The sequence below is a fragment of the Burkholderia sp. BCC0322 genome (assembly GCF_902833045.1).
In the GTDB taxonomy this organism is placed as follows: domain Bacteria; phylum Pseudomonadota; class Gammaproteobacteria; order Burkholderiales; family Burkholderiaceae; genus Burkholderia.
In genome coordinates, this window is the sequence record NZ_CADFDU010000002.1 from 868,039 (window position 1) to 892,540 (window position 24,502).

Annotated in this window: 27 protein-coding genes; 20 read left to right on the forward strand and 7 right to left on the reverse strand. The window is 69.0% G+C overall.

Features of this window, described 5'->3' with window-relative positions; translation table 11 throughout:
• The first annotated feature begins 14 nt into the window (after window positions 1–14).
• Window positions 15–932 carry a 3-hydroxyacyl-CoA dehydrogenase NAD-binding domain-containing protein gene (locus HWX39_RS10075; protein WP_175967501.1) on the forward strand — a complete coding sequence of 306 codons (918 nt, stop codon included), beginning with the start codon at window positions 15–17 and terminating at the stop codon, window positions 930–932.
• A gap of 19 nt (window positions 933–951) precedes the next feature.
• Here the strand turns inward: HWX39_RS10075 and HWX39_RS10080 are convergent, their stop codons facing one another.
• Both HWX39_RS10080 and HWX39_RS10085 read right to left on the reverse strand, forming a co-directional pair.
• Window positions 952–1,233 carry a DUF4148 domain-containing protein gene (locus HWX39_RS10080; RefSeq protein ID WP_175967503.1) on the reverse strand — a complete coding sequence of 94 codons (282 nt, stop codon included), beginning with the start codon at window positions 1,231–1,233 and terminating at the stop codon, window positions 952–954.
• Window positions 1,234–1,400: 167 nt separating this feature from the next.
• Window positions 1,401–2,249, reverse strand: coding sequence for a LysR substrate-binding domain-containing protein (locus HWX39_RS10085; protein ID WP_175967505.1), 849 nt, complete (start codon window positions 2,247–2,249; stop codon window positions 1,401–1,403).
• A 329-nt stretch (window positions 2,250–2,578) separates the two neighbouring features.
• Here HWX39_RS10085 and madL point away from each other — a divergent pair, with 329 nt between their 5' ends.
• The 11 genes from madL to HWX39_RS10140 all read left to right on the forward strand — a co-directional run bounded on the left by madL (window position 2,579) and on the right by HWX39_RS10140 (window position 11,339).
• Window positions 2,579–2,974, forward strand: a complete 396-nt coding sequence (gene madL, locus HWX39_RS10090; protein WP_034186756.1) for a malonate transporter subunit MadL — start codon at window positions 2,579–2,581, stop codon at window positions 2,972–2,974.
• 11 nt (window positions 2,975–2,985) lie between these two features.
• Window positions 2,986–3,753 (forward strand): malonate transporter subunit MadM, encoded by a 768-nt coding sequence (gene madM / locus HWX39_RS10095; RefSeq protein ID WP_175967507.1) that lies wholly within the window; start codon window positions 2,986–2,988, stop codon window positions 3,751–3,753.
• A 132-nt stretch (window positions 3,754–3,885) separates the two neighbouring features.
• Complete coding sequence (gene mdcA / locus HWX39_RS10100) at window positions 3,886–5,532, forward strand: malonate decarboxylase subunit alpha (RefSeq protein ID WP_175967509.1); 1,647 nt, start codon at window positions 3,886–3,888, stop codon at window positions 5,530–5,532.
• Between the two features lie 10 nt (window positions 5,533–5,542).
• The gene (gene mdcC / locus HWX39_RS10105) at window positions 5,543–5,857 is read left to right on the forward strand and encodes a malonate decarboxylase acyl carrier protein (protein WP_175967511.1); all 315 of its coding nucleotides are present in this window, start codon (window positions 5,543–5,545) and stop codon (window positions 5,855–5,857) included.
• Complete coding sequence (locus HWX39_RS10110) at window positions 5,854–6,789, forward strand: biotin-independent malonate decarboxylase subunit beta (RefSeq protein ID WP_175967513.1); 936 nt, start codon at window positions 5,854–5,856, stop codon at window positions 6,787–6,789. Before mdcC ends, HWX39_RS10110 begins: the two co-directional genes overlap by 4 nt.
• Complete coding sequence (gene mdcE, locus HWX39_RS10115; protein ID WP_175967515.1) at window positions 6,776–7,483, forward strand: biotin-independent malonate decarboxylase subunit gamma; 708 nt, start codon at window positions 6,776–6,778, stop codon at window positions 7,481–7,483. Before HWX39_RS10110 ends, mdcE begins: the two co-directional genes overlap by 14 nt.
• On the forward strand, window positions 7,470–8,138 hold the full coding sequence (gene mdcG / locus HWX39_RS10120; protein ID WP_175967517.1) for a malonate decarboxylase holo-[acyl-carrier-protein] synthase: 669 nt from the start codon (window positions 7,470–7,472) through the stop codon (window positions 8,136–8,138). The genes mdcE and mdcG overlap by 14 nt, the downstream gene beginning before the upstream one ends.
• Window positions 8,135–9,001: a triphosphoribosyl-dephospho-CoA synthase MdcB gene (gene mdcB / locus HWX39_RS10125; RefSeq protein WP_175967519.1), complete on the forward strand. Its 867-nt coding sequence runs from the start codon at window positions 8,135–8,137 to the stop codon at window positions 8,999–9,001. The genes mdcG and mdcB overlap by 4 nt, the downstream gene beginning before the upstream one ends.
• Window positions 8,998–9,930, forward strand: a complete 933-nt coding sequence (mdcH, locus tag HWX39_RS10130) for a malonate decarboxylase subunit epsilon (RefSeq protein WP_175967521.1) — start codon at window positions 8,998–9,000, stop codon at window positions 9,928–9,930. The genes mdcB and mdcH overlap by 4 nt, the downstream gene beginning before the upstream one ends.
• 117 nt (window positions 9,931–10,047) lie before the next feature.
• Complete coding sequence (locus HWX39_RS10135; protein WP_175967523.1) at window positions 10,048–10,569, forward strand: phospholipase D-like domain-containing protein; 522 nt, start codon at window positions 10,048–10,050, stop codon at window positions 10,567–10,569.
• Between the two features lie 125 nt (window positions 10,570–10,694).
• The gene (locus HWX39_RS10140; RefSeq protein WP_175967525.1) at window positions 10,695–11,339 is read left to right on the forward strand and encodes a phosphoribosyltransferase family protein; all 645 of its coding nucleotides are present in this window, start codon (window positions 10,695–10,697) and stop codon (window positions 11,337–11,339) included.
• Between the two features lie 7 nt (window positions 11,340–11,346).
• Here HWX39_RS10140 and HWX39_RS10145 read toward each other — a convergent pair whose 3' ends face one another.
• Complete coding sequence (locus HWX39_RS10145) at window positions 11,347–12,564, reverse strand: polyhydroxyalkanoate depolymerase (RefSeq protein ID WP_175967527.1); 1,218 nt, start codon at window positions 12,562–12,564, stop codon at window positions 11,347–11,349.
• Window positions 12,565–12,824: 260 nt separating this feature from the next.
• Between HWX39_RS10145 and HWX39_RS10150 the strand changes: the two genes are divergently transcribed.
• Both HWX39_RS10150 and HWX39_RS10155 read left to right on the forward strand, forming a co-directional pair.
• The gene (locus tag HWX39_RS10150; RefSeq protein WP_175967529.1) at window positions 12,825–13,454 is read left to right on the forward strand and encodes a glutathione S-transferase; all 630 of its coding nucleotides are present in this window, start codon (window positions 12,825–12,827) and stop codon (window positions 13,452–13,454) included.
• 172 nt (window positions 13,455–13,626) lie between these two features.
• Complete coding sequence (locus tag HWX39_RS10155; RefSeq protein WP_082146089.1) at window positions 13,627–13,833, forward strand: hypothetical protein; 207 nt, start codon at window positions 13,627–13,629, stop codon at window positions 13,831–13,833.
• A gap of 109 nt (window positions 13,834–13,942) precedes the next feature.
• On the opposite strand, the gene proP is transcribed toward HWX39_RS10155, so the two are convergent.
• Window positions 13,943–15,430 (reverse strand): glycine betaine/L-proline transporter ProP, encoded by a 1,488-nt coding sequence (gene proP / locus HWX39_RS10160; RefSeq protein WP_175967531.1) that lies wholly within the window; start codon window positions 15,428–15,430, stop codon window positions 13,943–13,945.
• A 539-nt stretch (window positions 15,431–15,969) separates the two neighbouring features.
• Here proP and HWX39_RS10165 point away from each other — a divergent pair.
• Window positions 15,970–16,302: a YnfA family protein gene (locus tag HWX39_RS10165; protein ID WP_175967533.1), complete on the forward strand. Its 333-nt coding sequence runs from the start codon at window positions 15,970–15,972 to the stop codon at window positions 16,300–16,302.
• A 36-nt stretch (window positions 16,303–16,338) separates the two neighbouring features.
• Here HWX39_RS10165 and dnaQ read toward each other — a convergent pair whose 3' ends face one another.
• Genes dnaQ through HWX39_RS10180 form a run of 3 tightly spaced genes read right to left on the reverse strand, consistent with a single transcriptional unit; the run spans window position 16,339 to window position 18,364 of the window.
• Entirely contained in the window at window positions 16,339–17,073 is a 735-nt protein-coding gene (gene dnaQ, locus HWX39_RS10170) for a DNA polymerase III subunit epsilon (protein ID WP_175958101.1), read from the reverse strand.
• A gap of 38 nt (window positions 17,074–17,111) precedes the next feature.
• Entirely contained in the window at window positions 17,112–17,555 is a 444-nt protein-coding gene (rnhA, locus tag HWX39_RS10175) for a ribonuclease HI (RefSeq protein WP_039347704.1), read from the reverse strand.
• Complete coding sequence (locus HWX39_RS10180; protein ID WP_175967535.1) at window positions 17,552–18,364, reverse strand: class I SAM-dependent methyltransferase; 813 nt, start codon at window positions 18,362–18,364, stop codon at window positions 17,552–17,554. Before HWX39_RS10180 ends, rnhA begins: the two co-directional genes overlap by 4 nt.
• An 18-nt stretch (window positions 18,365–18,382) precedes the next feature.
• Between HWX39_RS10180 and gloB the strand changes: the two genes are divergently transcribed.
• From gloB to leuE, 5 genes are all read left to right on the forward strand, one after another.
• The gene (gene gloB / locus HWX39_RS10185; RefSeq protein ID WP_175967537.1) at window positions 18,383–19,189 is read left to right on the forward strand and encodes a hydroxyacylglutathione hydrolase; all 807 of its coding nucleotides are present in this window, start codon (window positions 18,383–18,385) and stop codon (window positions 19,187–19,189) included.
• A 151-nt stretch (window positions 19,190–19,340) separates the two neighbouring features.
• Window positions 19,341–20,915, forward strand: coding sequence for a transglycosylase SLT domain-containing protein (locus HWX39_RS10190; RefSeq protein WP_175967539.1), 1,575 nt, complete (start codon window positions 19,341–19,343; stop codon window positions 20,913–20,915).
• A gap of 157 nt (window positions 20,916–21,072) precedes the next feature.
• Entirely contained in the window at window positions 21,073–22,290 is a 1,218-nt protein-coding gene (locus tag HWX39_RS10195) for an MFS transporter (RefSeq protein WP_175967681.1), read from the forward strand.
• A gap of 365 nt (window positions 22,291–22,655) precedes the next feature.
• The gene (carA, locus tag HWX39_RS10200) at window positions 22,656–23,801 is read left to right on the forward strand and encodes a glutamine-hydrolyzing carbamoyl-phosphate synthase small subunit (protein ID WP_175967548.1); all 1,146 of its coding nucleotides are present in this window, start codon (window positions 22,656–22,658) and stop codon (window positions 23,799–23,801) included.
• 37 nt (window positions 23,802–23,838) lie between these two features.
• A complete protein-coding gene (gene leuE, locus HWX39_RS10205; RefSeq protein ID WP_069256297.1) occupies window positions 23,839–24,498 on the forward strand; it encodes a leucine efflux protein LeuE in 660 nt (219 codons plus the stop codon).
• Window positions 24,499–24,502 lie beyond the last annotated feature (4 nt).

Sequence of the window (24,502 nt, forward strand, 5' to 3'; positions counted from 1 at the left end):
GACACGGGACAATCATGGACATTCGACGCATCGCGATCGTCGGCGCCGGCGTGATCGGCGCGAGCTGGACCGCTTTCTATCTGACGAAGGGCTTCGACGTCGTCGCGACCGATCCGGCGCCGCAAGCCGACGCGCGGCTGCGCGACGCGCTGGCCGCGTTTCTCGGCGACCGGGCCGCCGAACTTTCCGCGCGGCTGTCGTTCGACGCCGATCTCGTGCGCGCGCTCGACGGCGTCGATTTCGTGCAGGAGAACGGCCCGGAACGGCTCGACCTGAAGCGTGCGCTGTACCGCCAGATGGACGACGTGCTGCCCGCGCACGTGCCGATCGCGTCGAGTTCGTCGGGCCTGAAGATGTCGGACATCCAGACCGCATGCGAGAAGCATCCGGAACGTTGCCTGATCGCGCATCCGTTCAATCCGCCGCACCTGATTCCGCTCGTCGAGCTGGTCGGCGGCGCTGCCACCCGCCAGGACGTGATCGCGCGCGTGAAGGCGTTCTACGATGCGCTCGGCAAGCAGACGATCGTCCTCAACAAGGAGATGACCGGCCACGTCGCGAACCGGCTCGCGGCCGCGCTGTTCCGCGAGGTGTATCACCTCGTCGGCGAAGGCGTCGTGAGCGTTGCCGACGCGGACAAGGCCGTCGCATGGGGGCCCGGCCTGCGCTGGGGGCTGATGGGACAGTGCCTGACCTATCATCTCGGCGGCGGCGCGGGCGGGATCGCGCACTTTCTCGAACACCTGTCGGGGCCGATCACGAGCTGGTGGGATGACCTGGGCACGCCTTCGTTCGATCCGGACGTCGATCGCCGGCTGAACGACGAATTGCGCGCGATCCAGGGCGAGCGCTCGATGCAGGAACTGGCGGCCGAACGTGACCGCCTGCTCGTCGAGCTGATCGACGCGCGGCGCCGCAGCTTCCTGCCGTGATCGCGCGCGCCGCAGTCCGCTACTGCTGCGCGGCGGTTTGTGAGGACGGCGGCGTCTGCGCGAGCCATGCCGGGCTCGTGGCCTGCACGAGTTCGCGGTTGCGCGCGCGTGTCGCGGCGTCCGGCGGGTAGTTGCTGTCGTTCGTCGGCAGTTGACCGTCGAGATAGGCCTGCTTGAGTTGCGCGATGACTTCCGCGCGAGTCAGCCCCTGCGCGGGCGCCGCGGCGTCGGACGTCTGGGCAAAGGCGGGGGACAGCAGGGCGGCGGCGGCGGTCGCGACGGCGAATCGCAAGACATTCATGGCGTGCTCCGATCAAGGGGATGGGACACCGGATGCGCGCGGCGGGTGGCCGTGCGTTCCGATGGGTCCCATTGTCGCGAGCGGGTGCTGCGCGGACGATGACGCGTTCCGGGCAAAGCTGTCAGTTGCGGGCGCGGCCCCCCTTGTGCGTGTCGCGCCCGGCGCGGTTACAACCCCGACGCGGCGGCAATCAGCGTCGCTTCGAGCGCGAGCGTCGAACGCGACGCGGCCGCCGGCCGGTCGATCACGTATTCGAGTTCGCCGAGTTCGGGCAGCCCCGCGTCGAGCCGCGCAAGCCCGGCCGGGATCACGTAGCCGGCGAACGCGCTGACGCCGAGTCCCGCGCTCGCAGCGGCGCGCAACACCGCGACGCTGCTGCTCACGACCGCGATCCGGTACGGCCGCCCGACGGCTTCGAGCGATTCGAGCACGCGGCGGCGCGACACGCTCGGCTCCGGATGCATCGCGAGCGGCAGCACGGCCTCGTGGCCGGTGATCCGCGAATCGGGGCCCGTGCACCAGTACAGCGGCTCGCTGCGGATCACGCGGCCGCGCCGGCTGCCGGCGATGCGCTTCGCGAACACGAGATCGTGCCGTCCTTCGTCCAGCGCGTCGAACAGGTCGCCCGACAGCCCGGTCGAGATCGCAAGCTCGACTTCCGGATTGCGCTGCACGAAGCTCGCGAGCGCGGCGGTCAGGTGCGCCGACGCGAAATCCTCCGACATCGCGAGCCGCACCTTGCCCGACAGCGGCGGCCCGCATACCGACGTGACGGCTTCGTCCATCAGCTCGAGGATGCGCACCGCGTAGCGGAACAGCGCGTCGCCGTGCTGCGACAGGTGCACGTTGCGTGTGTCGCGCTCGAACAGCGGCCGGTCGAGCAGTTCCTCGAGGCGGCGGATGTGCTGGCTGACGGTCGACTGCGACAGGTTCACGCGCTCGGACGCGGCGGTGAAGCTGCCGGACTGGGCGACGGCGACGAAGCTGCGCAGCAGCTCGGGCGGTAACGGACGCATTGCTAAATCCACTGAATCGGTTTCGACAACTTCATAAATGGCCGGGTTGTGCGGCGCTAGTATCGGATCACGCCCCGGTGCGGCCCGCGCAAACGGGGCGAACCGGACGCGTAGCCCGTGTCGGGCCGGCGGCTGCGTCAGTCAGTCTACGGCATCCGGTGTCCGGCCCGAAACCGCATCATCCCATCGACCGCCCGAGAACGCGCCCGCACGACGGGCCGCCGGGCCGCGGCGCACCGCCGCAGGAGACAGTCCGCGCACGGGATCGACGTGCGGGCCCGCTTTCTGCACGCGTCAGGCGCCCGTCACGAAGAGACTGGAGACGACTCATGATCATCTACGGAACCGCGCTGCTGGCGTTTTGCCACCTGGCCGGACTGTTCCTCGGCGACCTGCTGGGCAGCGCGATCGGCGTGAAGACCAACGTCGGCGGGGTCGGCATCGCGATGCTGCTGCTGATCTGCCTGCGCCTCTGGCTGCACCGGCGCGGCTGGCTGCCGAAGGAGACCGAGGCCGGCGTCGGCTTCTGGGGCGCGATGTACATCCCGGTCGTCGTCGCGATGGCCGCGAACCAGAACGTCGTCGCCGCGCTGAAGGGCGGCCCGGTCGCGCTGCTCGCCGCCGTCGGCGCGGTCGCGATCTGCGCGTGCTGCATCGCGGTACTCGTGCGCACCGGGCGCGACGACACGGCCTTCGCGGGCGTGCCGCAATTCGAAGAACAGTGACGGAGGCCGCCATGCTGCAGATGCTCGAAAAAACCGTCGCCCACAACGGGCTCGTCGCGTCGTTCGCGCTGGTCGGCCTGATCATGTGGCTGTCGTCGATCGCGTCGCGCAAGCTCACGTTCGGCCGCGTGCACGGCTCCGCGATCGCGATCGTGATCGGCCTCGCGCTGGCTTACGTCGGCGGCGCGTTCACCGGCGGCGAGAAAGGGATCGCCGACGTGCCGCTGTTCGCGGGCGTCGGCCTGATGGGCGGCGCGATGCTGCGCGATTTCGCGATCGTCGCGACCGCGTTCGAAGTGCAGCCCGCCGAGGCGCGCAAGGCCGGCCTCGTCGGCGTCGTGTCGCTGCTGCTCGGCACCGTGCTGCCGTTCATCGTCGGCGCGTGCATCGCGCGCGCATTCGGCTACACCGACGCGGTCAGCATGACGACCATCGGCGCGGGCGCCGTCACCTACATCGTCGGCCCCGTCACGGGCGCGGCGATCGGCGCAAGCTCCGACGTGATCGCGCTCAGCATCGCGACGGGGCTCGTGAAGGCGATCATCGTGATGGTCGGCACGCCGGTCGCGGCGAACTTCATGGGCCTGAAGACGCCGCGTTCCGCGATGATCTTCGGTGGTCTCGCCGGCACCGTCAGCGGCGTGAGCGCGGGGCTTGCCGCGACCGATCGCCGGCTCGTTCCGTACGGCGCGCTGGTCGCGACGTTCCATACGGGCGTCGGCTGCCTGCTCGGCCCGTCGGTGCTGTTCTTCACGACGCGCGCGCTGGTCGGTGCATAGGTCCGCGCGACGCGGCCCGCGTGCGGGCCGCATCCATCGCGGCGTCCTCTGAGTCGCATTCGTCAACATCATCAATCGGCGGCGGCGCCAGGCTTAGAATGCCGCTGAACCATCGAAGCGGGAGAACAGTTCATGACGGGATGGAATCACGCGCGGCAGGCGCGCGATGCACGACTCGCGGCCGGCGCGGCTTACGCGCAGGGCAAGCGGGTCGACGCGCGCGACACCGTGGCGTTGCTCGAAGCGGTGCTGCGGCCGGGCGACCGCGTCTGCCTCGAAGGCGACAACCAGAAGCAGGCCGACCTGCTCGCGACGGCGCTCGCCGACGTCGACAGCGCGAAGATCCACGACCTGCACATGGTGCAGTCGGGCGTCGTGCTGCCCGAGCATCTCGACGTGTTCGAGCGCGGCATCGCGAAGCGTCTCGACTTCGCCTACTCGGGCCCGCAGTCGCAGCGGATCGCGAAGCTGCTGTTCGGCGGCAAGATCGCGCTCGGCGCGGTGCACACCTATCTCGAACTGTTCGCACGCTACTTCATCGACCTCACGCCGCAGGTCGCGCTGATCGCCGCGGTCAGCGCCGATCGCGACGGCAACCTGTACACGGGCCCGAACACCGAGGACACGCCGACCGTCGTCGAGGCCACCGCGTTCAAGGACGGCATCGTGATCGCGCAGGTCGACCGCATCGTCGACAAGGTGCCGCGCGTCGACATCCCGGGCGACCGCGTGCATTTCGTCGTCGAGGCCGGCCGGCCGTTCTACGTCGAGCCGCTGTTCACGCGCGATCCGGCCGCGATCACCGAAACGCAGATCCTCACCGCGATGCTCGCGATCAAGGGCATCTACGAGCCGTACGGCATCAAGCGCCTGAACCACGGGATCGGCTTCAACACGGCCGCGATCGAGCTGCTGCTGCCGACCTACGGCGAGAAGCTCGGGCTGAAGGGCAAGATCTGTTCGCACTGGGCGCTCAATCCGCACCCGACACTGATTCCCGCGATCGAGTCGGGCTGGGTCGAGCAGATCCACTGCTTCGGCTCGGAAGTCGGGATGGACGACTACATCCGCGCGCGCTCCGACGTCTGGTTCACGGGCCCCGACGGGTCGCTGCGCTCGAACCGTGCGTTCTGCCAGACTGCCGGCCTCTATGCGTGCGACATGTTCATCGGCTCGACGCTGCAGATCGACCTGTCCGGCCATTCGTCGACGGTCACGGCCGAACGCATTGCCGGTTTCGGCGGCGCGCCGAACATGGGCAGCGACGCGCGCGGCCGGCGCCATCCGAGCGAGCCGTGGCTGAAGGCCGGCGCGCAAGCCGACCCCGACACGCCGGCGGCGCTCAGGCGCGGCCGCAAGCTCGTCGTGCAGATCGGCGAGACGTTCGGCGACAAGAACGTGCCGATGTTCGTCGAGAAGCTCGACGCGCTGAAGCTCGCCGACAAGCTGCAGCTCGACCTCGCGCCGATCATGGTCTACGGCGACGACGTCACGCACATCGTCACCGAGGAGGGGATCGCGAACCTGCTGATGTGCCGCGACAAGGACGAACGCGAACACGCGATCCGCGGCGTCGCCGGCTATACGGAGATCGGCCGCGGCCGCGACCGCAAGATGGTCGAGCGGCTGCGCGAGCGCGGGGTGATCCGTCGCCCGGAGGATCTCGGCATCGATCCGCTCGACGCCGATCGCCGCTGGCTCGCCGCGCGTTCGATCAAGGATCTCGTGCACTGGTCGGGCGGGCTCTATGCGCCGCCGGCCCGGTTCCGCAACTGGTGAGGAAGAGGGCATGGAACAGTTGAACTATCGCTTCACCGCGCGCGCGCGCGCGAAGGGCGAGCAGGCCGCGGCGCTCGTCGGCGTGGTCGCATCGGGCAATCTCGAAGTGCTCGTCGAGCGCGTGTTGCCGGGCAACGAATGCGAGATCGACATCCGCACGGCGGCGGTCGGCTTCGGCGCGGTATGGCAGGCGGTCGTATCCGATTTCGTCGAGCGGCGCACGCCGGGCGGCCTGAAGCTGTCGATCAACGACGGCGGCGCGCGGCCCGACATGGTGTCGCTGCGGCTCGCGCAGGCCGTGCGTGCGATCGAGGGGGATGCATGATGAACGACGCGATCCACGACGCGCCCGCGTTCGTCGCGAATGGCGCGAGCTGGTACGAAGCATCGGCGCGGCAGCGCATCGACGGCCTGCTTGACGCGGGCAGCTTCAGCGAATTCCTCGGCCCGGCCGAGCGCGTGACGAGCCCGCACCTGCCGCTGTTCGACCTGCCGCAGCAGTTCGACGACGGGATGGTGGTCGGCCACGGCCGGCTCGACGGCCAGCCGGTGTTCGTCGCCGCGCAGGAAGGCCGCTTCATGGGCGGCGCGTTCGGCGAGGTGCACGGCGCGAAGCTCACCGGGCTGTTGCGCGCCGCGCGCGAAACCGGCAAGCCGGTGTTGATCCTGTTCGATACGGGTGGCGTGCGGCTGCAGGAGGCGAACGCGGGCGAACTCGCGATCGCCGAGATCATGCGTGCGCTCGTCGAAGCGCGCGCGGCCGGCGTGCCGGTGATCGGGCTGATCGGGGGGCGCGCCGGCTGCTATGGCGGCGGCGGGTTACTCGCCGCGTGCTGCTCGGCGCTTGCGGTATCGGAGCAGGGCCGCATCAGCGTGTCCGGCCCTGAAGTGATCGAGACCAATCGCGGCGTCGACGAATTCGACGCGAAGGACCGCGCGCTGATCTGGCGCACGATGGGCGGCAAGCACCGGCGGCTGATCGGCGGCGCCGACCGCTACGTGGCCGACACGCCCGATGCGTTCCGTGCGGCGGCGCTCGAGCTGATCGGCCGAGCGCCGAAGTTCGATGCGGCGATGCTGCGCGCGGAACAGGCGCGCCTCGAAGCACGTGTCGAACGGTTCGGCGCATGCAAGGATGCGCTCGACGTGTGGCGCGCGCTCGGTGCGGACGCGCCGGAAGCGATTCCCGGGATGCCCGACGATGCGTTCGCGAAACTCGCCGACCAACTGCAGGAGCCGCAGCATGACGCTCGATGAAGTCCTGAACTCGCTGTTTCCGAAAGGCCATTCGATCGCCCGTAACGGCGGGCTGCTGACCGGCCACGCGGAACTGGCCGGCACGCGCGTCGACGTGATCGGCGTCGCCGAGCGTTTGCCGTTCGGCATCGACGAGGCACTGACGCTCGCGGCGCGCGTGCTCGACACGATCGCGCGCGGCGGCGACACGCCGATCCTCGTGCTCGTCGACAGCGACAGCCAGCGGATGAGCAAACGCGACGAACTGCTGGGCCTGAACGAAGGGCTGTCGCATCTCGCGAAGTGCCTGATGCACGCGGATCTCGCCGGGCACCGGACGATCGGCGTGCTGTACGGCCACACGGCCGCGGGTGCGTTCATCGCGACCGCGCTCGCGACGCGCACTTTGCTGGCGGTGCCGGGCGCCGAGCCGGAGGTGATGGACCTGCCGTCGATGTCGCGCGTGACCAAGCTGCCGATCGACGTGCTGAAGGAGATGTCGCGCTCGACGCCGGTGTTCGCGCCGGGGCTCGACAATCTCGTGAAGATGGGCGCCGTCGACGCCGTGCTCGATCCGGCCCGCGCGCTCGACGCACAGGTCGGCGAATGGCTCGGCAAGCCGGCCGACCGCGTCGACCGGCGCGCCGCGCGTGGCCGTCCGGTTGCCGCCGATGTGGCCCGGCGCGTCGAGGCACTCGCGCGTGCCGCACGCTGAGCTGCCGCTGCGCCGCCACACGCTCGTCACGCTGACGGCGGCGGGGTGGGGCGCGGCATTCGCGCGTGATCCCGCGCTCGCGGCCGATCCGCTCGTGCGTGCGTGGGCCGAACGCGGCTGGCCGCTGATCGTGCGCCGCGCGTCGCCCGACGAGGCCGAGGTCGGCTGCGTGCCGCTCGGCCTGCCGCTGCCGCCTTCCACGGGCAAGCGGCGCATCGCGCTGAACGCGGCGGCCGACGCGCTTGCGACGGTCGGGCCGCTTCCCGCGTTGTCCGACGTGCTCGCCGCCGCGCCCGACGCATGGCGCACGGCGTTGCGCGAACTCGATACGCTGGGCGCGCGTTGTGGCGTGCAGGGCCGCGTGTTCGGCAGCCTTGCATGGCAGGCGCTGACGGGCGAGCCCTATCTGGTGGCGTCGTCCGATCTCGACATCGTGTTCCCGCTGCCGGATCCCGTATCGCTCGCGTCGCTGCTCGACGGCCTCGCGGCGATCGACGCGCGCGCGCCGATGCGCATCGACGGCGAACTGCTGCGCGACGACGGCGCGGGCGTCAACTGGCGCGAACTGCGGGCGCGGCAGCCTGAAGTCGCGGTCAAGACCGCGATCGCCGTCGAGCTGATGCCGGCCGACGCATTCACCGGAGGGGCGCGATGAGCGCATGGGCTGCCTGCCGCGTACCGGCGCCGTCCGAAGCCGAGCGCATCGCCGAACTGGCCGAGCGCAGCCTCGTGTTCGAAATCGAGACCTATCCGAAGCCGGGGCTCGTCAGTCACGTCGACACCGGCAGTCACACCGACATGGATGCCGCGACGTTCGCGCGCAGCGCCGCCGTGTTGCGGCCGTACTTCGCCGAGTTGGCCGACGCGGGCGCACGCGATGCGGACATGGCCGTGCTGCGCAAGATCGGACTGCGGGCCGAGCACGCGATGCTTGCCGCGACCGACGGCGTCAATACGCATCGCGGCGCGATCTTCGGGCTCGGGCTGCTGTGTGCGGCGGCGGGCCGGCGCGCGGTGCCGGGAACCATGCCGGCCGGGATGACGCTCGGCGCGTTCGTTTCCCGCCGCTGGGGCGCCGATATCCTCGGCGGCCCGCGCTTGCCGGACAGCCACGGCGAACGCGCGAGCCGTCGCTACGGCGTCGGTGGCGCGCGCCGCGAGGCGGCCGACGGTTTCACGACCGTCTACGCGGTCGGGCTGCCCGCGCTGCGCCGCGCGCAGCGTGACCTGCCTGGCGATCCGGAAGCTGCGCGCGTCGATGCGTGCTTCGCGCTGATCGCCGCGCTCGACGATACGAACCTGCTGCACCGGGGCGGGCCGGCCGGTCTCGACTTCGCGCGGGCGACCGCACGCGCGTTCGTGGCGCGCGGCGGCGTGCGCGCGCGCGATTGGCGGTTGCGCGCGGCCGCCGCGCATCGTGCGTTCGTTGCACGGCGGCTGAGCCCGGGCGGCGCGGCCGACCTGCTCGCGATGAGCGTCTTCGTCGATGCGCTCGAAGTCGACGAGGGCGCGCGATGACGCTGGCCATCCTCTGTTCGGGACAGGGCGCGCAGCGCGCCGATATGTTCGAGCTGACCGGCACCGCGCCGCAGGCCGACGCGTGGTTCGCGCACGCCGGCCGGCTCCTCGGCGACGATCCGCGCGCCTGGGTCCGGCAGGCCGGGCCGGATGCGCTGCGCGAGAACCGTGCCGCGCAGATTCTCTGCACGGTCCAGGCGCTCGCGGCTGCCGCGCTGCTCGACGCTCTGTGGCCGCGCCGACGCTGCGTCGCCGGCTACAGCGTCGGCGAAGTCGCGGCGTGGAGCGTCGCGGGGATGATCGAGCCGGACGCCGCGCTCGACCTGGCCGATGCGCGTGCGCGCGCGATGGACGCCGCGAGCGGCGGCGACGAGCGGATGGTGTTCGTACGCGGCCTGACGCGCGCGCAACTCGCGAGGTTGTGCGACGGCCGCGATGCAGCGATCGCGATTGCGAACCCCGGCGACGCATTCGTGGTCGCGGGGCGGCGGGCCGATGTCGATGCCGTGGCCGACGAGGCGTCGCGCGTCGGCGCACTGCGTGTCGCGTCGGTCTGCGTGCGGATCGCGTCGCACACGCGCCGGCTCGCCGCGGCCGTGCCGGTGTTTCGCGCGTCGCTCGCCGCGACGCACGTGCGGCGGCCGCTGCCCGGCACGCGGCTGGTTTCGGGGATCGACGGCGCATCGGTGCTCGACGTCGACGCGGGCCTCGACAAGCTTGCGCGGCAGATCGCGGAGCCGGTTGAGTGGGCGGCCTGTCTTGCCGCCTGCGTGGAGGCCGGGGCGACCGCGTTCCTCGAGCTGGGGCCCGGCCGCGCGCTGGCCGAGATGGCCGGCGGCGCCTATCCGGCGCTGCCGGCGCGCAGCCTCGCGGATTTCCGCTCTGTCGACGGCGTGGCGAGCTGGCTCGCACGTGTCGCGGCGGGCTGACCGACGGCGTGAAAACAAGCCTGTAACCCGTTCGCCGGGGGCGGGTTTTGCGCTGTGTGTTGCGCCGGCGCAGCAGCCTCGCAGCCGGTGCTTGCCACGCGAAATGGCGTCGCTACAATGGCGCCCGCCATGAGACCAGTCGCCTTCCTTCTCGCCGCGCTTTGCTGCGCGGCGAGCGTCCACGCCAGCCAGATTCCGTCCGATGCCGCATCGGTCGGCACATACTTTTCGTATGACAATGCAGCGGCCGACGCGACCGTCGACCTGATCGGGCAGGCACATCGCCGTGTGTTGCTGGCCGGCTATGCGCACGTGCCGCCGGCGGTTGCGAGCGCGCTGCGCGCGGCCCGCGCGCGCGGGGTCGAGGTGCGTGTCGTGCTCGTGCGTTCGCCGCGCGCGGGCCGGTACAGCGGTGCGGGCTATCTGAAATCGTCGGGTATCGACGTGGCGATCGATTCGCGGCAGGGCGATCCTGCGCCGCGCTTCGTGATCGTCGACGACAGCGTCGCGCTGACGACGCTGTCCGAAGGCGCGGCCGCGCATGCGGAAACGGTGAACGTGTTCCAGCGTGCCCCCGAGCTCGCGCAATCCTATACGCAGTCGTTCTGGCGGCTGTACCGGCAGGCCGGCGGCCTCTGACCCTTTCCCTCGGCGCCGCGCGCGCCGGTATGACCCTGCTTGCATCGGCGCGGCCGATGAATCATGCTCGCTGACAGGCGCCCGCGCGGGTTTCGCGCATCCGGCGCAACGGCAGGGAGCCGATCGTGTTCGAGTGTTTTGCCGATCGCGCCGATGCCGGCTGCCAGCTGGCCGGCGCATTGCGCGATTACGCGGGGCGTGGCGATGTCGTCGTGCTGGCGTTGCCGCGCGGCGGCGTGCCCGTCGCCTATCCGGTCGCGTGTGCGCTGCGCGCGCCGCTCGACGTGCTGGTCGTGCGCAAGCTCGGCGTGCCGTACGATCCCGAGCTCGCGATGGGCGCGATCGCGACGGGCGGTGCGATTCATCTGCAGCGTTCGGTGCTCCGCTCGATGCACGTGTCCGACGAACAGCTCGCCGACGTGATCGCGCGCGAGACAGTCGAACTGCATCGGCGCGAAGCGCTGTATCGCGGTGCCGCGCCGCCCCTGCCGGTCGAAGGGCGTGTCGCGATCGTCGTCGACGACGGCGTCGCGACCGGCGCGTCGATGCGCGTCGCGCTGCAGGCGTTGCGCGAGCGTCACCCGGCGCGGATCGTCGCGGCTGTCCCGGTCGCGCCGGCGGGCGCGCGCCATGTGTTCGACGATCTGGCCGATGCGTTCGTCACGGTGTCGCTGCCGCAGCCGTTCTTCGGCATCAGCCAGTTCTACGCGCGCTTCGAGCAGACGAGCGACGACGAGGTACGGGCTTTGCTCGACGCGGCGCGGCCCTGACGCCGCATCACGTCCGCCTGATGCGGCGCGGGCGAGGGCGGCGGGTTTCGGCCCACACGAACACGCGCTGCAGCATCGGATGCACATCGCCGTGCCAGCGCGAGCCCGTAAACAGCCCGTAGTGATCGCAGTCGTCGATGTCGATGCGGTAGCGTTCGTCGTCGGCGAGGCCGCTGCACAGGTCGAGCGCCGCGTGGGTCTGGCCGGCGCCCGTGACCTTGTCGCATGCGCCTTCGACCGTCAGCAGCACGACGCCGCGCAACGCCGCCGGCTCGACGCGCCGGCCGCCCACGTCCCAGGTGCCGAGCGCGAGGCTCATGCGCTGGAACACGATGTCGACCATATCGAGGAAATACTCGGCCGGCATGTCGAGCAGCGCCGTGTATTCGAGCAGCGCACGCCGCGCGCCGGCGAGTCCGGTCATGTCGAAGCGCGACGCGGCCAGCGCGTACGCTTCGATCAGCGACAGGAAGTGTTGCGGGTACACGAGCGCGATCTCGCCCTGTTGCAGATAGGTCGGAAATACGTGGCGGCCATGCCCCGCGAAACCGGGTGGCACGATGTCGATCAGGTGACGGCGGCACCAGTCGAGCGAATGAGCGGCAGCGGCGGTGCCGAGCGCGCTAGGATTCCGGCGTGCGTCGAGCGGGCCGCCGATCAACGTGACGCTCGCGGGTGGCGGGAGGCCGCGCGCCGCGCGCAGCGCGAGCGCGCCGAGCACCGGCACGGTCGCCTGGCACACGGCGACGACATGCAGTGGCCGGTCGTCGTGCGCGAGCCCGTCGACGAAGCCGTCGAGCGTCGCGACATACTCGTCGAGCCCGAAGCGGCCCGACGCGAGCGGCACGTCGCGCGCATTGCGCCAGTCCGTCACGCAGACGTCGCCGTCCGCGAGCAGCGTCTCGACGGTTTCCCGCATCATCACGGCCGCATGCCCGGCGAGCGGCGCGCACAGCAGCACCGTGCGCCGGGCATCGGCGCGCGTGAAGCGCCGCAGGTCACAAAACGGCGTGCGCGCGACGACGCGCTCGCCGACGGCCGGCCATCCGATGTCGAAGTGCGGGGGCCCGTCCGGCGGCCCGAGCAGCGGCTCGAACAGGTCGTCGTAGCACGACGACGCGGCGTGCGGCAGCGTGGCCGCGGGCCACGCGTCGAACGCATGCCGCGTCGCCGTGCGCCAGGCGCGCATCCATTCCCGCTGCTGCTCGACGAGGGCATACCACATGGCGAACCTTGGGGCGGAAGGGGCGTGAACTTGCATTATGGTCACTGTGGCCGGACAACGTGAGTCCCGCGCGTGTCCGGCTGATGCGCATCAAGCGCATCAAGCGCAGCGGCGCAAGGGCCGGTCGCGCTCGTTCAGTCGTTTCGGCAAACTCGCTCGTGGCGCCCGCACCCGCCCATTGCCGCCGGGAACGGGCTAGGCGATGCCGCGCGACGCTGCTACAGTCGTCGATCCCATTCCCCTTAAGCGGAGCGTTCGCGATGAAGCTGATCGGCATGCTGGATTCCCCGTTCGTACGCCGTGTCGCCATTTCGGCGAAGCTGCTCGACCTCCCGTTCGAACACGAGTCGCTCTCGGTGTTCCGTCATTTCGAGCAGTTCAGGGTGATCAACCCGGTCGTCAAGGCGCCGACGCTCGTGACCGGCGACGGCGCGAGGCTGCTCGATTCGTCGCTGATCGTCGACTATCTCGATCACCTGGTCGCGCCCGAGCGGCGCTTGCTGCCCGATACCGCCGATGCGCGGCTGCGCGCACTCGTGCCGGTCGGTTTCGCGCTGGCGGCCGCCGAGAAGACCGTGCAGGTCATCTACGAGCAGGCGCTGCGTCCGGCTGACAAGCAGCATGCGCCGTGGCTCGAGCGCGTGCTGAGCCAGATCGAGGGTGCGTACGGTGAGCTGGAGCCGCTCGTCGCCGCCGCGAACGGCTGGTTCGGCGGCGCGCGCCTGCTGCAGTCCGACGTGACGGTCGCGGTCGCGTGGCGCTTCACGCAGTTCATGGCGGCCGACTACCCGGCGCTCACGCGGATCGATCCGGCCCGTTATCCGGCACTGGCCGCGCATTCGGCGCGGGCGGAAGCGCTGCCGGCATTCGCCGAATCGCCGCTCGTCTAAGCCCGGCGGCCGGTGGCGGCGCGAGGCCGCCCCGCGCCGTTGCCTGCCGCCCGCCCGCCCAGCCAGCCTTTGCCGATTGTTCTCGGCGGCTGACAAGTGACTTCGCATTCGCGCCGTTTATCCGGAAGCGGCCGATCCCTAGAATCCACTCCATCGAATCACGCATTGCCAGATGGAGCCGATGATGAAAGCCCTGATCGAATCGAGCCTGTACCACCCGTCCGTCGTGTTGCCGCTTGCCGCGCTGACGCAGTTGATGGTCGAGCGCGATTTCAATCTCGGCCAGATCGGGCTGATCGTCGCGGCACGCGGTGCGCAGGCGGCGGTGTCGCGCTCGCGTGCGCTGTTGTTCTGCCGTCACTGCGAAGCCCAAGCGTGAGGGTGCTCGCGGCTGAAGGATGAAAAAAAGCCCGGCCGGCGCAAGCCGGTCGGGCGGATCGGATTCGATCGGGCCCCGGCTTCGGCCGGGGCTTTTTCATGGGCGACGCTCAGGCGCGTGCGGGCGACACGACGCTGTAAATCTCCGATTCCTCGTCCTCGCGCATCTGGCGCACGAGCTGTTGGGCTTCGCGGCGCGACGCGACGGCCGGCGGCGAGCCCTTGAGCGGCTGGCGCGCGGTTTCGGCGAGCGCGACCACCGACACGATGCCGATCACGGCGGCGCCCATCATGTAATACGCGGGCATCATCAGGTTGTGCGTGACATCGACCAGCCACGCGGTCACGAGCGGGGTCGTGCCGCCGAACAGCGACACCGACACGTTGAAGCCGATCGCGAGCGCACCGTAGCGGATCTCGGTCGGGAACAGCGCCGGCAGCGCCGACGGCATCACGCCGGTGAAGCACGACAGCAGCACGCCGAGGATCAGCAGGCCGCCGAACACCGACACCGTGGTGCCCGCATGGATCAGCATCATCGACGGAATCGACAGCGCGAGCAGGCCGACGCAGCCGGCGAGCATCACGGGCTTGCGGCCGATCCGGTCGGACAGGCGGCCGGCGGCGAGCGTCAGCGGCATCATCAGCACCATCACGATCAGCACGAGCACGAGGCTGTGCGATTCGTCGAAGTGCAGCGTCGACGACATGAAGCTCGGCAGGTACGACAGCACCATGTAGTCGGTCACGTTGAAGATCAGCACGAGGCCGACGCACAGCAGCAGTGCACGCCAGTTGCGCATCAGCGTTTCGCGGAAGCGCGCCTTCGGCACGGCCTTGTCCTGCGCTTCGCGCTGTTCGGCCTGGCGCTTGAACGCGGGCGTTTCCTCGAGCCTCATCCGGATGTAGAGACCGATCAGGCCAAGCGGGCCGGCGATCAGGAACGGCACGCGCCAGCCCCACGACAGCAGCGCTTCCTGCGACAGCGACGCGGTGAGCAGCGCGACGACGCCCGCACCCATCACGTAACCGATCAGCGTGCCGAACTCGAGGAAGCTGCCCATGAAGCCGCGGCGCTTGTCGGTCGAGAATTCGGCGATGAAGGTGGCCGCGCCGCCGTACTCGCCGCCGGTCGAGAAGCCCTGGACGAGGCGGGCGACGAGCAGCAGCACGGGCGCCATGATGCCGATCGATGCGTAGCTGGGGATCAGGCCGATCGCGAACGTGCCGACGGCCATCATGATCATCGTGGCGGCGAGCACGCGCTGGCGGCCGATGCGGTCGCCGAGCGGGCCGAACACCATGCCGCCGAGCGGGCGCACGAGGAACGCGGCCGCGAACGTGCCGAAGGTTGCGAGCAGCTGCGCGGACGGGCTGCTGGACGGGAAGAACACCTTGCCGAGTGTGACGGCGATGTAGCTGTAGACGCCGAAGTCGAACCATTCCATCGCATTGCCGATGGCCATTGCGCTGACGGCGCGCTTGAGGAGGCTCTGGTCGACGACGGTGATGTCGTCCGCGACGAGCGGGGCTTCGCCGGACGACGAAGCGGAGGAAGAAGCAGCGGTCGGGCTGACGTGTGTTGCGGTCAAGGTCATGCACTCCTTTGACTGCGCCGAACGGACGGGCCGTCCGACACGGTTTGCCGGCGAGCGCGGTGTCGCGTGCGGCGCGTCGGGGCAGGCCATTAAGCACTTACAGCACAAAAGGCGGTAAAGGGCCGTAAGGGGCTGCTTCGACGCGGGCCTGATGGGCCGTCGCGACAGTGCGCTCATGAAGAATGGGCCGCGTGATGCAGGCGGCAGATGCCGGTGCGGACGATGTCCGGCGTTCCGGCAAGCGCCCCGGAGGGGCAACGAAACGAGAAAAGCGGGCCTGTCGGGCGGGCTTTCCTGTGGGTGCAATTTCGGTCGAAGGGCCGATCCACCACGCGTGGACGGACTTCTCTCGAAATCGAATAGACAGAGATTGAATGTTGAAACAGGCGACATGATAGCACGATGACGGATGATCGTGCAAATTGCCGGGAGACGCCCGTTTGGCGGGGCGTTCGGCGAGGGCGGCTCGGGTATGATCGGCGGCGCGCGGCGGGGCCGTGCCGCCTCTGGTGACGGAGGCCGAATTCACGAGGAACCGGATGACCGAACTGATGAGGATCGCGGCCCTGTTTGCCGCCACCGCGCTGGCCGAAATCGTCGGCTGTTACCTGCCGTGGCTCGTGCTGAAGGAGGGCCGGCCGATGGGGTTGCTGGTGCCGGCCGCGCTGTCGCTCGCGCTGTTCGCGTGGCTGCTGACGCTGCATCCGAGCGCGGCGGGGCGCACTTATGCCGCGTACGGCGGCGTGTATATCGCGGTGGCGCTGGTGTGGCTGCGGGTGGTCGACGGCGTCGCGCTGACCCGCTGGGACGTGGCCGGCGCGGCGCTCGCGCTCGGCGGGATGGCGGTCATCGCGCTGCAGCCGCGCGCGTGAGCGCGGCCGCGGCGCGTGCCGTCCGTGCCGTCTGCTTCAAGCCGTTTCGGCAGCGTCCGCGTCGGCGGACCGGCGCCACACGCAGGTGCCCTTGACCGACTTGTCGAGCTCGTCGAGTTGCGCGAGGTGCGCGGCCAGTTCGTCGTCGCTCGCGGCCACCACGGCCAGGTCGAGCGCGGCGAGCGACACGCGCTGGCCGTTCGCCGCGCCGCCGTCGGCGCCTGCGTCGTCGAGCATGTCGATCACGAGGCTGTCCTGGCCGCGCGTCATCGCGAGATACACCTCGGCGAGCAGCTCCGAGTCGAGCAGGGCGCCGTGCAGCGTGCGGTGCGCGTTGCTGATGCCGAAGCGGTCGCACAGCGCGTCGAGCGAATTGCGCTTGCCGGGGAACATCTGCTTGGCCTGCACCAGCGTGTCGATCACGCCGCCGCAATGTTCAGTGAACGGCGGCAGGCCGAGCCGCGCGAATTCGGCGTCGAGGAAGCCGAGGTCGAATGGCGCGTTGTGGATGATCAGCTCGGCGTCCTTCACGAAGTCGAGGATCTGGCTGGCGACTTCCGCGAATTTCGGCTTGTCGCTCAGGAATTCGGTCGTGAGCCCGTGCACCGCCAGTGCGCCCGGATCGCTGTCGCGCTCGGGGTTCACGTAGAAGTGCAGGTTGTTGCCGGTGAGCCGCCGGTTCAGCAGCTCGACGCAGCCGATTTCGATGAGGCGGTCGCCCGTGCGGGCGTTCAGGCCGGTGGTTTCGGTATCGAGGATGATCTGGCGCATGTCGGGGAAAGCAAAGGAAACAGGGGAGTGGCCGGCGTTCAGGCCGTGAGCGATTCGACGCCGCGATTCGCGAGTGCGTCCGCGCGCTCGTTTTCGGGATGGCCCGCGTGGCCCTTGACCCAGCGCCACTCGACCTCGTGCTGCGCGACGAGCGCGTCGAGCCGCTTCCACAGGTCGGCGTTCTTCACGGGCGTCTTGGCCGCGGTGACCCAGCCTTTCTTCTTCCAGCCGTGGATCCACTCGCTGATGCCTTTCTGCACGTATTGCGAGTCGGTATGCACGATCACCTGGCAAGGCCGCTTCAGCGCCTCGAGTGCGGCGATCACGCCCATCAGCTCCATGCGGTTGTTGGTCGTGTTGGGCTCGCCGCCGAACAGCTCCTTCTCCTTGTCGCCGTAGCGCATCAGTGCGCCCCAGCCGCCGGGGCCGGGGTTGCCCTTGCAGGCGCCGTCGGTATAGATGTCGATCGTATCGGTTGTCATGAATGTTCTGGGTGGGTAGTCGGGGAGGCCGCCGGCGTCAGGCCAGGTGCGAGCACGGGCTTCTTCATCCTGATCTGGCCGACGAGGCGCATGCCGCGCACGCGCTTGACGGCCGTCACCATGTAGACGGCGCCGAAGATCGGCCACCAGCGGTCGCCGGCGGCCTCCATGAAGCCGTAGCGGGCCAGCCACTGGTCGGTGGCGAGCGGCGGCCGGTAGCAGCCGAAGCGGCCGCGTTCGAGGTCGAAGCCGAGCAGCTTGATCCAGTCCTTGAGCCGGATGAATGCGATCTGGTCGCGCGTGGCCGGCACGAACGGACGGTTTGCCATGCGCCCGAACGATTGCCGCATGCCCCACAGGCTGAGCGAATTGAAGCCGGTAATCACGAGCTGGCCTTCCGGCATCAGCACGCGCTCGGCCTCGCGCAGCAGCCGGTGCGGATCGGACGTGAATTCGAGCGTGTGCGGCATCACGATCAGGTCGACGCTCTGCGACTCGAACGGCAGGTCGAGCAGGTCGCACCAGGTCGTGCTGCGGCCGTCGGGCGCGTGCTCGGGCGCACGCGCTTCGCGTGCCCATGGGTACTGGTAGGGCGCGCTCGCGCCGCTCGCCGGATCGAGCACGAGGCCGCGATACGGCATGCGGTTCTCGCGCAGCGCGTCGAGCTGCGGCAGGCCAAGCTGCAGTGCGTGGAACCCGAAGACGTCGGACACGATCCGGTCGAGCTGCGCCTGCTCCCAGCCCAGCACGTAGCGGCCGGGCGGTGAGTCGGTCCAGGCGGGCCAGTCTATAATTTGACGGTCAGACATAACGATGATTGCGCGCCCATGAACGAGCTGGAATACGTGCCGGTTCCGGCATTCGATGACAACTATATCTGGCTCGTCTCGGACGGCCGCGATGCGATCGCCGTCGATCCGGGTGAAGCCGCGCCGGTGCGCCGGGTTCTAGCCGAACGAGGCTGGCGGTTGACCGCTATTTTACTCACGCACCATCACGCCGACCACGTCGGCGGTGTCGCGGCACTGCGCGATGGCCAACCGGACGATGTTCCGCTCGCCGTTTACGGCCCCGCTGCCGAAGCGATCGGCGTGGTCACGCGGCCGCTTTCGGGCGGTGCGCGCGTGACGCTCGACGCGCCGGCCGTCGCGTTCGACGTGCTCGACGTGCCGGGCCATACGCGCGGCCACATCGCCTATTTCCAGGCGGCCGGGCAGGGCAACGCGGCGCCGCACGTGTTCTGCGGCGACACGCTGTTCTCGTGCGGTTGCGGGCGCCTGTTCGAAGGCACGCCCGCGCAGATGCTCGCATCGCTCGACGCGCTCGCGGCACTGCCGGGCGACACGCACGTGCATTGCGCACACGAATACACGCTGTCCAACATCCGCTTCGCGCTCGCGTGCGAACCCGGCAATGCGGCGCTCGCCGCGTGGCGCGACGACGCGCAGGCGCTGCGCGCGCGCGGCGTGCCGACACTCCCCACTACGATCGCGCACGAGCGTGCCGTTAACCCGTTCATGCGTGCGGACAGCGATGCGATCCGCGCGACGCTCGAGGCCGAGTTGCACGAAACAGTGCCGGATCGTCTGACGGCGTTCACGCTGATGCGCGAGTGGAAAAACCGGTTCCGATGATGATTTCCGGAGGACTCCAAAGCTCATGCGGTGCCTGTAAAAATTGCTCCAAATGTAGGATTTCGCTGAGTTTTCGGTGTTTTTATTGACGTGAAGCACGCACTTCCGTAGTATCGCCTGCAATTTCCAGCCGTCGGAAGCAGAGAATTTCATGCGACTTATATTGAGTGCGATGGTGGTTCTGTTGCTCGCCGCTTGTGCGAGCCAGGCCCCTGTCGCCAACAACGCCGCCGATTCGCAGGCGACGTCCGCCTACCTCCGTAAATCAGCCACCGCCAAAGAAACTGTCGACGTCGACAAGCAATCCGTCGGCGATCTGACCAGTGCGGATTCCGATCTCTGGGGTCGCATCCGCCGCGGCTTCCAGATGCCCGACCTGCAGACCGACCTCGTCGACATGCAGACCACGTGGTATACGCAGCGCCCGGATTACGTGCAGCGCATGACCGAGCGCTCGCAGAAGTACCTGTACCACATCGTCGAGGAACTCGAGGCGCGTCACATGCCGACCGAGCTCGCGCTGTTGCCGTTCATCGAGTCCGCGTACAACCCGCAGGCGCTGTCGGTCGCGAAGGCGGCCGGCATGTGGCAGTTCATGCCCGGCACGGGCCGGACGTACAACCTGAAGCGCAACATGTGGCAGGACGAGCGCCGTGACGTGCTCGCGTCGACGAGCGCCGCGCTCGACTACCTGTCGCGCCTGCATGACATGTTCGGCGACTGGTATCTCGCGCTGGCCGCATACAACTGGGGCGAGGGCAACGTGCAGCGTGCGATCGCGCGCAACCAGGCGGCCGGCCTGCCGACCGACTACCTGAGCCTGCGCATGCCGAACGAGACGCGCAACTACGTGCCGAAGCTGCAGGCGGTGAAGAACATCATCGCGAATCCGCAGCAGTATGGCCTGGCCCTGCCGGACATCCCCAACCACCCGTATTTCGTGACGGTCACGACGTCGCGCGACATCGACGTGGCGGTGGCGGCGAAGCTCGCGAACCTGTCGCTCGACGAATTCCGTTCGCTGAACCCGTCGTTCTCGAAGCCGGTGATCCTCGGCGCGACCGAGCCGCAGATCCTGCTGCCGTTCGACAACGCGTCGGCGTTCGAGAAGAACCTGAAGACGTACAACGGCCAGCTCTCGTCGTGGACCACCTATACGGTCAGCGAACGTGCGCGGCCGGCCGCGATCGCGGAGAAGATCGGCGTGGACGCCGATACGCTGATGTCGATCAACAAGATTCCGGCCGGCATGCGCCTGAAGCCCGGCTCGACGATCGTCGTGCCGCGCGGCAATGACGACGACGAGGACATCAGCGCCGACGTCGCCGAAAATGGCGTGCTCGCGATGGAACCCGATGTCCCCGACACGCGCAAGATGCTGATCCGCGTGCGCCGCAAGCAGTCGATGGCGGCGATCGCCGGCCGCTACGGCGTGTCGGTCGGCCAGCTCAAGGCGTGGAACCGCACGCACCGCGATCTCGTGATGCCGGGCCAGGCGCTCGTGCTGCACGTGCCGGTCGGCCGTTCGGTGCCGGCGGAACCCGGTCCGGAGCGGATCGCGACGTCGGCCGGCGGTGCGCACATCGAGCGCGCGAGCCTGGCGGTGGGCGGCAAGTCGCACGGCGCGAAGCGCGGCGCGGCAAAGCCGGCAGCCAGGTCGGAGAAGGCGGCTCCTGCGAAAGCGGCGCCTTCCAAGGCTGCAGCGCACAAGGGCAAGAAGAAGTAACGCACTCGCGAGCGCATCGTGCGGCCGGCCCGGTTCGCGCGATTGCGCTATCATCCGACGAAATGCGACGAAACGCCGTCACCGAGGTGACGGCGTTTTTGTTTGTGCGCGGCGCGGGAGCGCCGCCGTGAATCTGTCCATATTACAAGGGGAAGTGATGTCGTCGGTGCAGGTGAGGGTGCTCGCGCTGTTTTCGGTCGGGTATTTCGTGTCGTATGTGTTCCGCGGCGTCAATCTGGGTTTCGCGCCGTTCGTCACGCACGAGCTCGGGTTGTCGGCCGCCGATCTCGGTCTGCTCACCAGTCTTTATTTCCTCGGCTTCGCCGGCGCGCAGATCCCGGCCGGCGTGATGCTCGACCACTTCGGCCCGCGGCGCGTGACGGCCGGCATGCTGCTGTTCGCGGCCGCCGGTGCGGCCGTGTTCGGCGCCGCGCACAGCCTCGGCACGATGATGGTCGGCAGGCTGCTGATCGGTGTCGGCGTATCGGTGTGTCTCGGCGCGGCGTTCAAGGCGCTCGCGCAGCATTGTCCGGTCGGCCGGCTGCCGCTCGTCAACGGCCTCGTGATGGCCGTGGGCGGCCTCGGCGGCGTGATGGTCGGCTCGCCGCTGACCTGGCTGCTCGGCTGGACGAGCTGGCGCGCGATCTGTTTCGGCCTCGCGGTGCTGACGGTGAGTGTCGCGGCGTCGATCGGGCTGGGCGCGCCGGAAGCGAAGCAGGTGCGCCACCAGGGCGGGATCGTCAGCCAGTTCAAGGGCACGTGGCATATCCTGAGCAGCCGTGCGTTCTGGAAGATCTCGTCGTTCTCCGTCGTCACGCAGGGCGTGTTCTACGCGATGCAGTCGCTATGGGTCGGGCCGTACCTGCGCGACGTCGCGGGGTTCGATGCACCGCATGCCGCGCGCCTCGTGTCGGTACTCGGCTTCGCGATGATGGCCGGCTGCGTCGGCTTCGGCGCCGCCGCGCGCGTGCTCGAGCGGCGCGGCGTGTCCGTGTATGCGTTCTGCGGCGTCGGCATGGCGCTGTTCGTCGCGACGCAGGCCGCGATCGTCGCGCGCGTGCCGTTGCCGCCCGCCGTGCTGTGGGCCGCATACGGGATGTTCGGCGGCGTCGGCATCCTGACCTACGCTGTGATGGCCGGGCATTTTCCCGCTCACCTGATCGGTCGCGCTAACACGACGCTCACGCTCGTGATCTTCCTGCTGATCTTTGCGTTCCAGATCGGTGTCGGCGCGGTGCTGTCGCACTGGCCCGCGGTCGACGGCCACTATCCGGCCGCCGCACACGTCACCGCATGGGGTGTGCTGCTCGCGCTGCAGCTCGCGAGTGCGCTCTGGTACGTCTGGCCCGCGCGCGGCGCTGGTCAAGCGCACTGATCCGGCGGTACGCTGGGGGTTGGGCGGCCGCGTAAACGGGGCCGCAGCGCATTGCGTCGCGTCGTAGGGGGGCGGCCTGCGCACGATCGGACGGCCATATCAATTGAAGATAGGGCCATTTTCAGGCTATAATTTGAAAGTTTGTGCTGATCAACCTCGCACCCTAGCGCCTACCTCATTCATCCCGTTCATCCGCCGCACGCCGCCTGCCGGGCGATGCCGCGAAGCCTCGTGCGCCACGCGCCGGGTTCGCGTCTCGACAGCGCAGGCCGCGTCCAGCAAGCGACCACGCGCGCTCACGCAGCGCGGCGCTCGCGCGGCAGGGTAAACAGGTCGGCAGCAGGGTGTTCCCCAAGGAGCCTCCCGTGTTGCCGTCTTTTACTCCCGCCTTGCTTGCACTCGCCGACGGCACGGTCTTTCGTGGTTATTCGATCGGGGCCGAAGGCCACACGATCGGCGAAGTCGTGTTCAATACCGCGATCACCGGCTATCAGGAAATCCTGACTGATCCGAGCTACTCGCGCCAGATCGTCACGCTCACCTATCCGCATATCGGCAACGTCGGCGTCAACGCCGAAGACGTCGAAGCCACGAAAGTCCATGCCGCCGGCCTGATCATTCGTGATCTGCCCTCGCTCGCATCGAACTTCCGCATGGACCGCACGCTCGGCGATTACCTGCGCGAAGAGGGCGTCGTCGCGATCGCCGGTATCGACACCCGCAAGCTGACCCGCATCCTGCGCGACAAGGGCGCGCAGAACGGCTGCATCCTGACGGGCTCGGACGACGAAGCGAAGGCAATCGAGCTCGCGCGTTCGTTCCCGGGTCTCGCGGGCATGGATCTCGCGAAGGTCGTGTCGACCACGAAGCCGTTTGAGTGGAAGCAGACCGAATGGCGCCTCGAAGGCGGCTACGGCATGCAGGAAGCGCCGAAGTACCGCGTCGTCGCCTACGATTTCGGCGTCAAGTACAACATCCTGCGCATGCTCGCGGAGCGCGGCTGCCACGTGACGGTGCTGCCGGCACAGGCGAGCGCGGAAGATGCGCTCGCGCTGAATCCGGATGGCGTCTTCCTGTCGAACGGCCCCGGCGATCCGGAACCGTGCGACTACGCGATCGCGGCCACGAAGCAATTCATCGAGCGCGGCGTGCCGACCTTCGGCATCTGCCTGGGTCACCAGATCATGGGCCTCGCGGTCGGTGCAAAGACGCTGAAGATGAAGACGGGCCACCACGGCGCGAACCACCCGGTGAAGGATCTCGGCGACGGTCGTGTCGTGATCACGTCGCAGAACCACGGCTTCGCGGTCGATGCGGATTCGCTGCCGGCCAATGCGCGTGTGACGCACGTGTCGCTGTTCGACGGCACGCTGCAGGGTTTCGAGCTGACCGACAAGCCGGCATTCTGCTTCCAGGGCCACCCGGAAGCGTCGCCCGGCCCGCACGATATCGGCTATCTGTTCGACCGTTTCACCGCGCTGATGGACGCGGCGAAGCAGCGCAACGCCTAACGTCAACGACGCAACTGAAGCTCGGGAGATTCGCATCATGTTCGGCCACGCACTCGGTATCACGGATATCTGGACCTACGTGTTCGGCGTGATCTTCATCATCCTGCTGCCGGGGCCGAACTCGATGTACGTGCTGTCGCTCGCGGCGCAGCGCGGCGTGAAGGCCGGCTATCGGGCGGCGTGCGGCGTGTTCGTCGGCGACACGGTGCTGATGGTGCTGTCCGCCGCCGGCGTCGCGTCGCTGCTGAAGGCGAATCCGCTGCTGTTCTCCGTCGTCAAGTACGGCGGCGCCGCGTATCTGCTGTACATCGGCACCGGGATGCTGCGCAGCGCGTGGAGCAAGCTGCGCGCGCGTGGCGATGCGCCGGTCGATGCACCGCCGGCCGTCGACGGCGAGCGGCCGTTCCGGAAAGCGCTGATCGTGAGCCTGCTGAATCCGAAGGCGATCCTGTTCTTCATCTCGTTCTTCATCCAGTTCGTCGACCCGGCTTTCCCGCATCCCGCGCTGTCGTTCGTCGTGCTCGGGGCGATCGCGCAATGCGCGAGCTTCCTGTACCTGAGCACGCTGATCTTCGCGGGTGCGCGGCTCGCCGAGCACTTCCGCCGCCGCCGCAAGCTTGCAGCAGGCGCGGCGAGCAGCGTGGGCGGCCTGTTCATCGGATTCTCGGTGAAGCTCGCGCTCGCCACGATGAGCTGAGCGC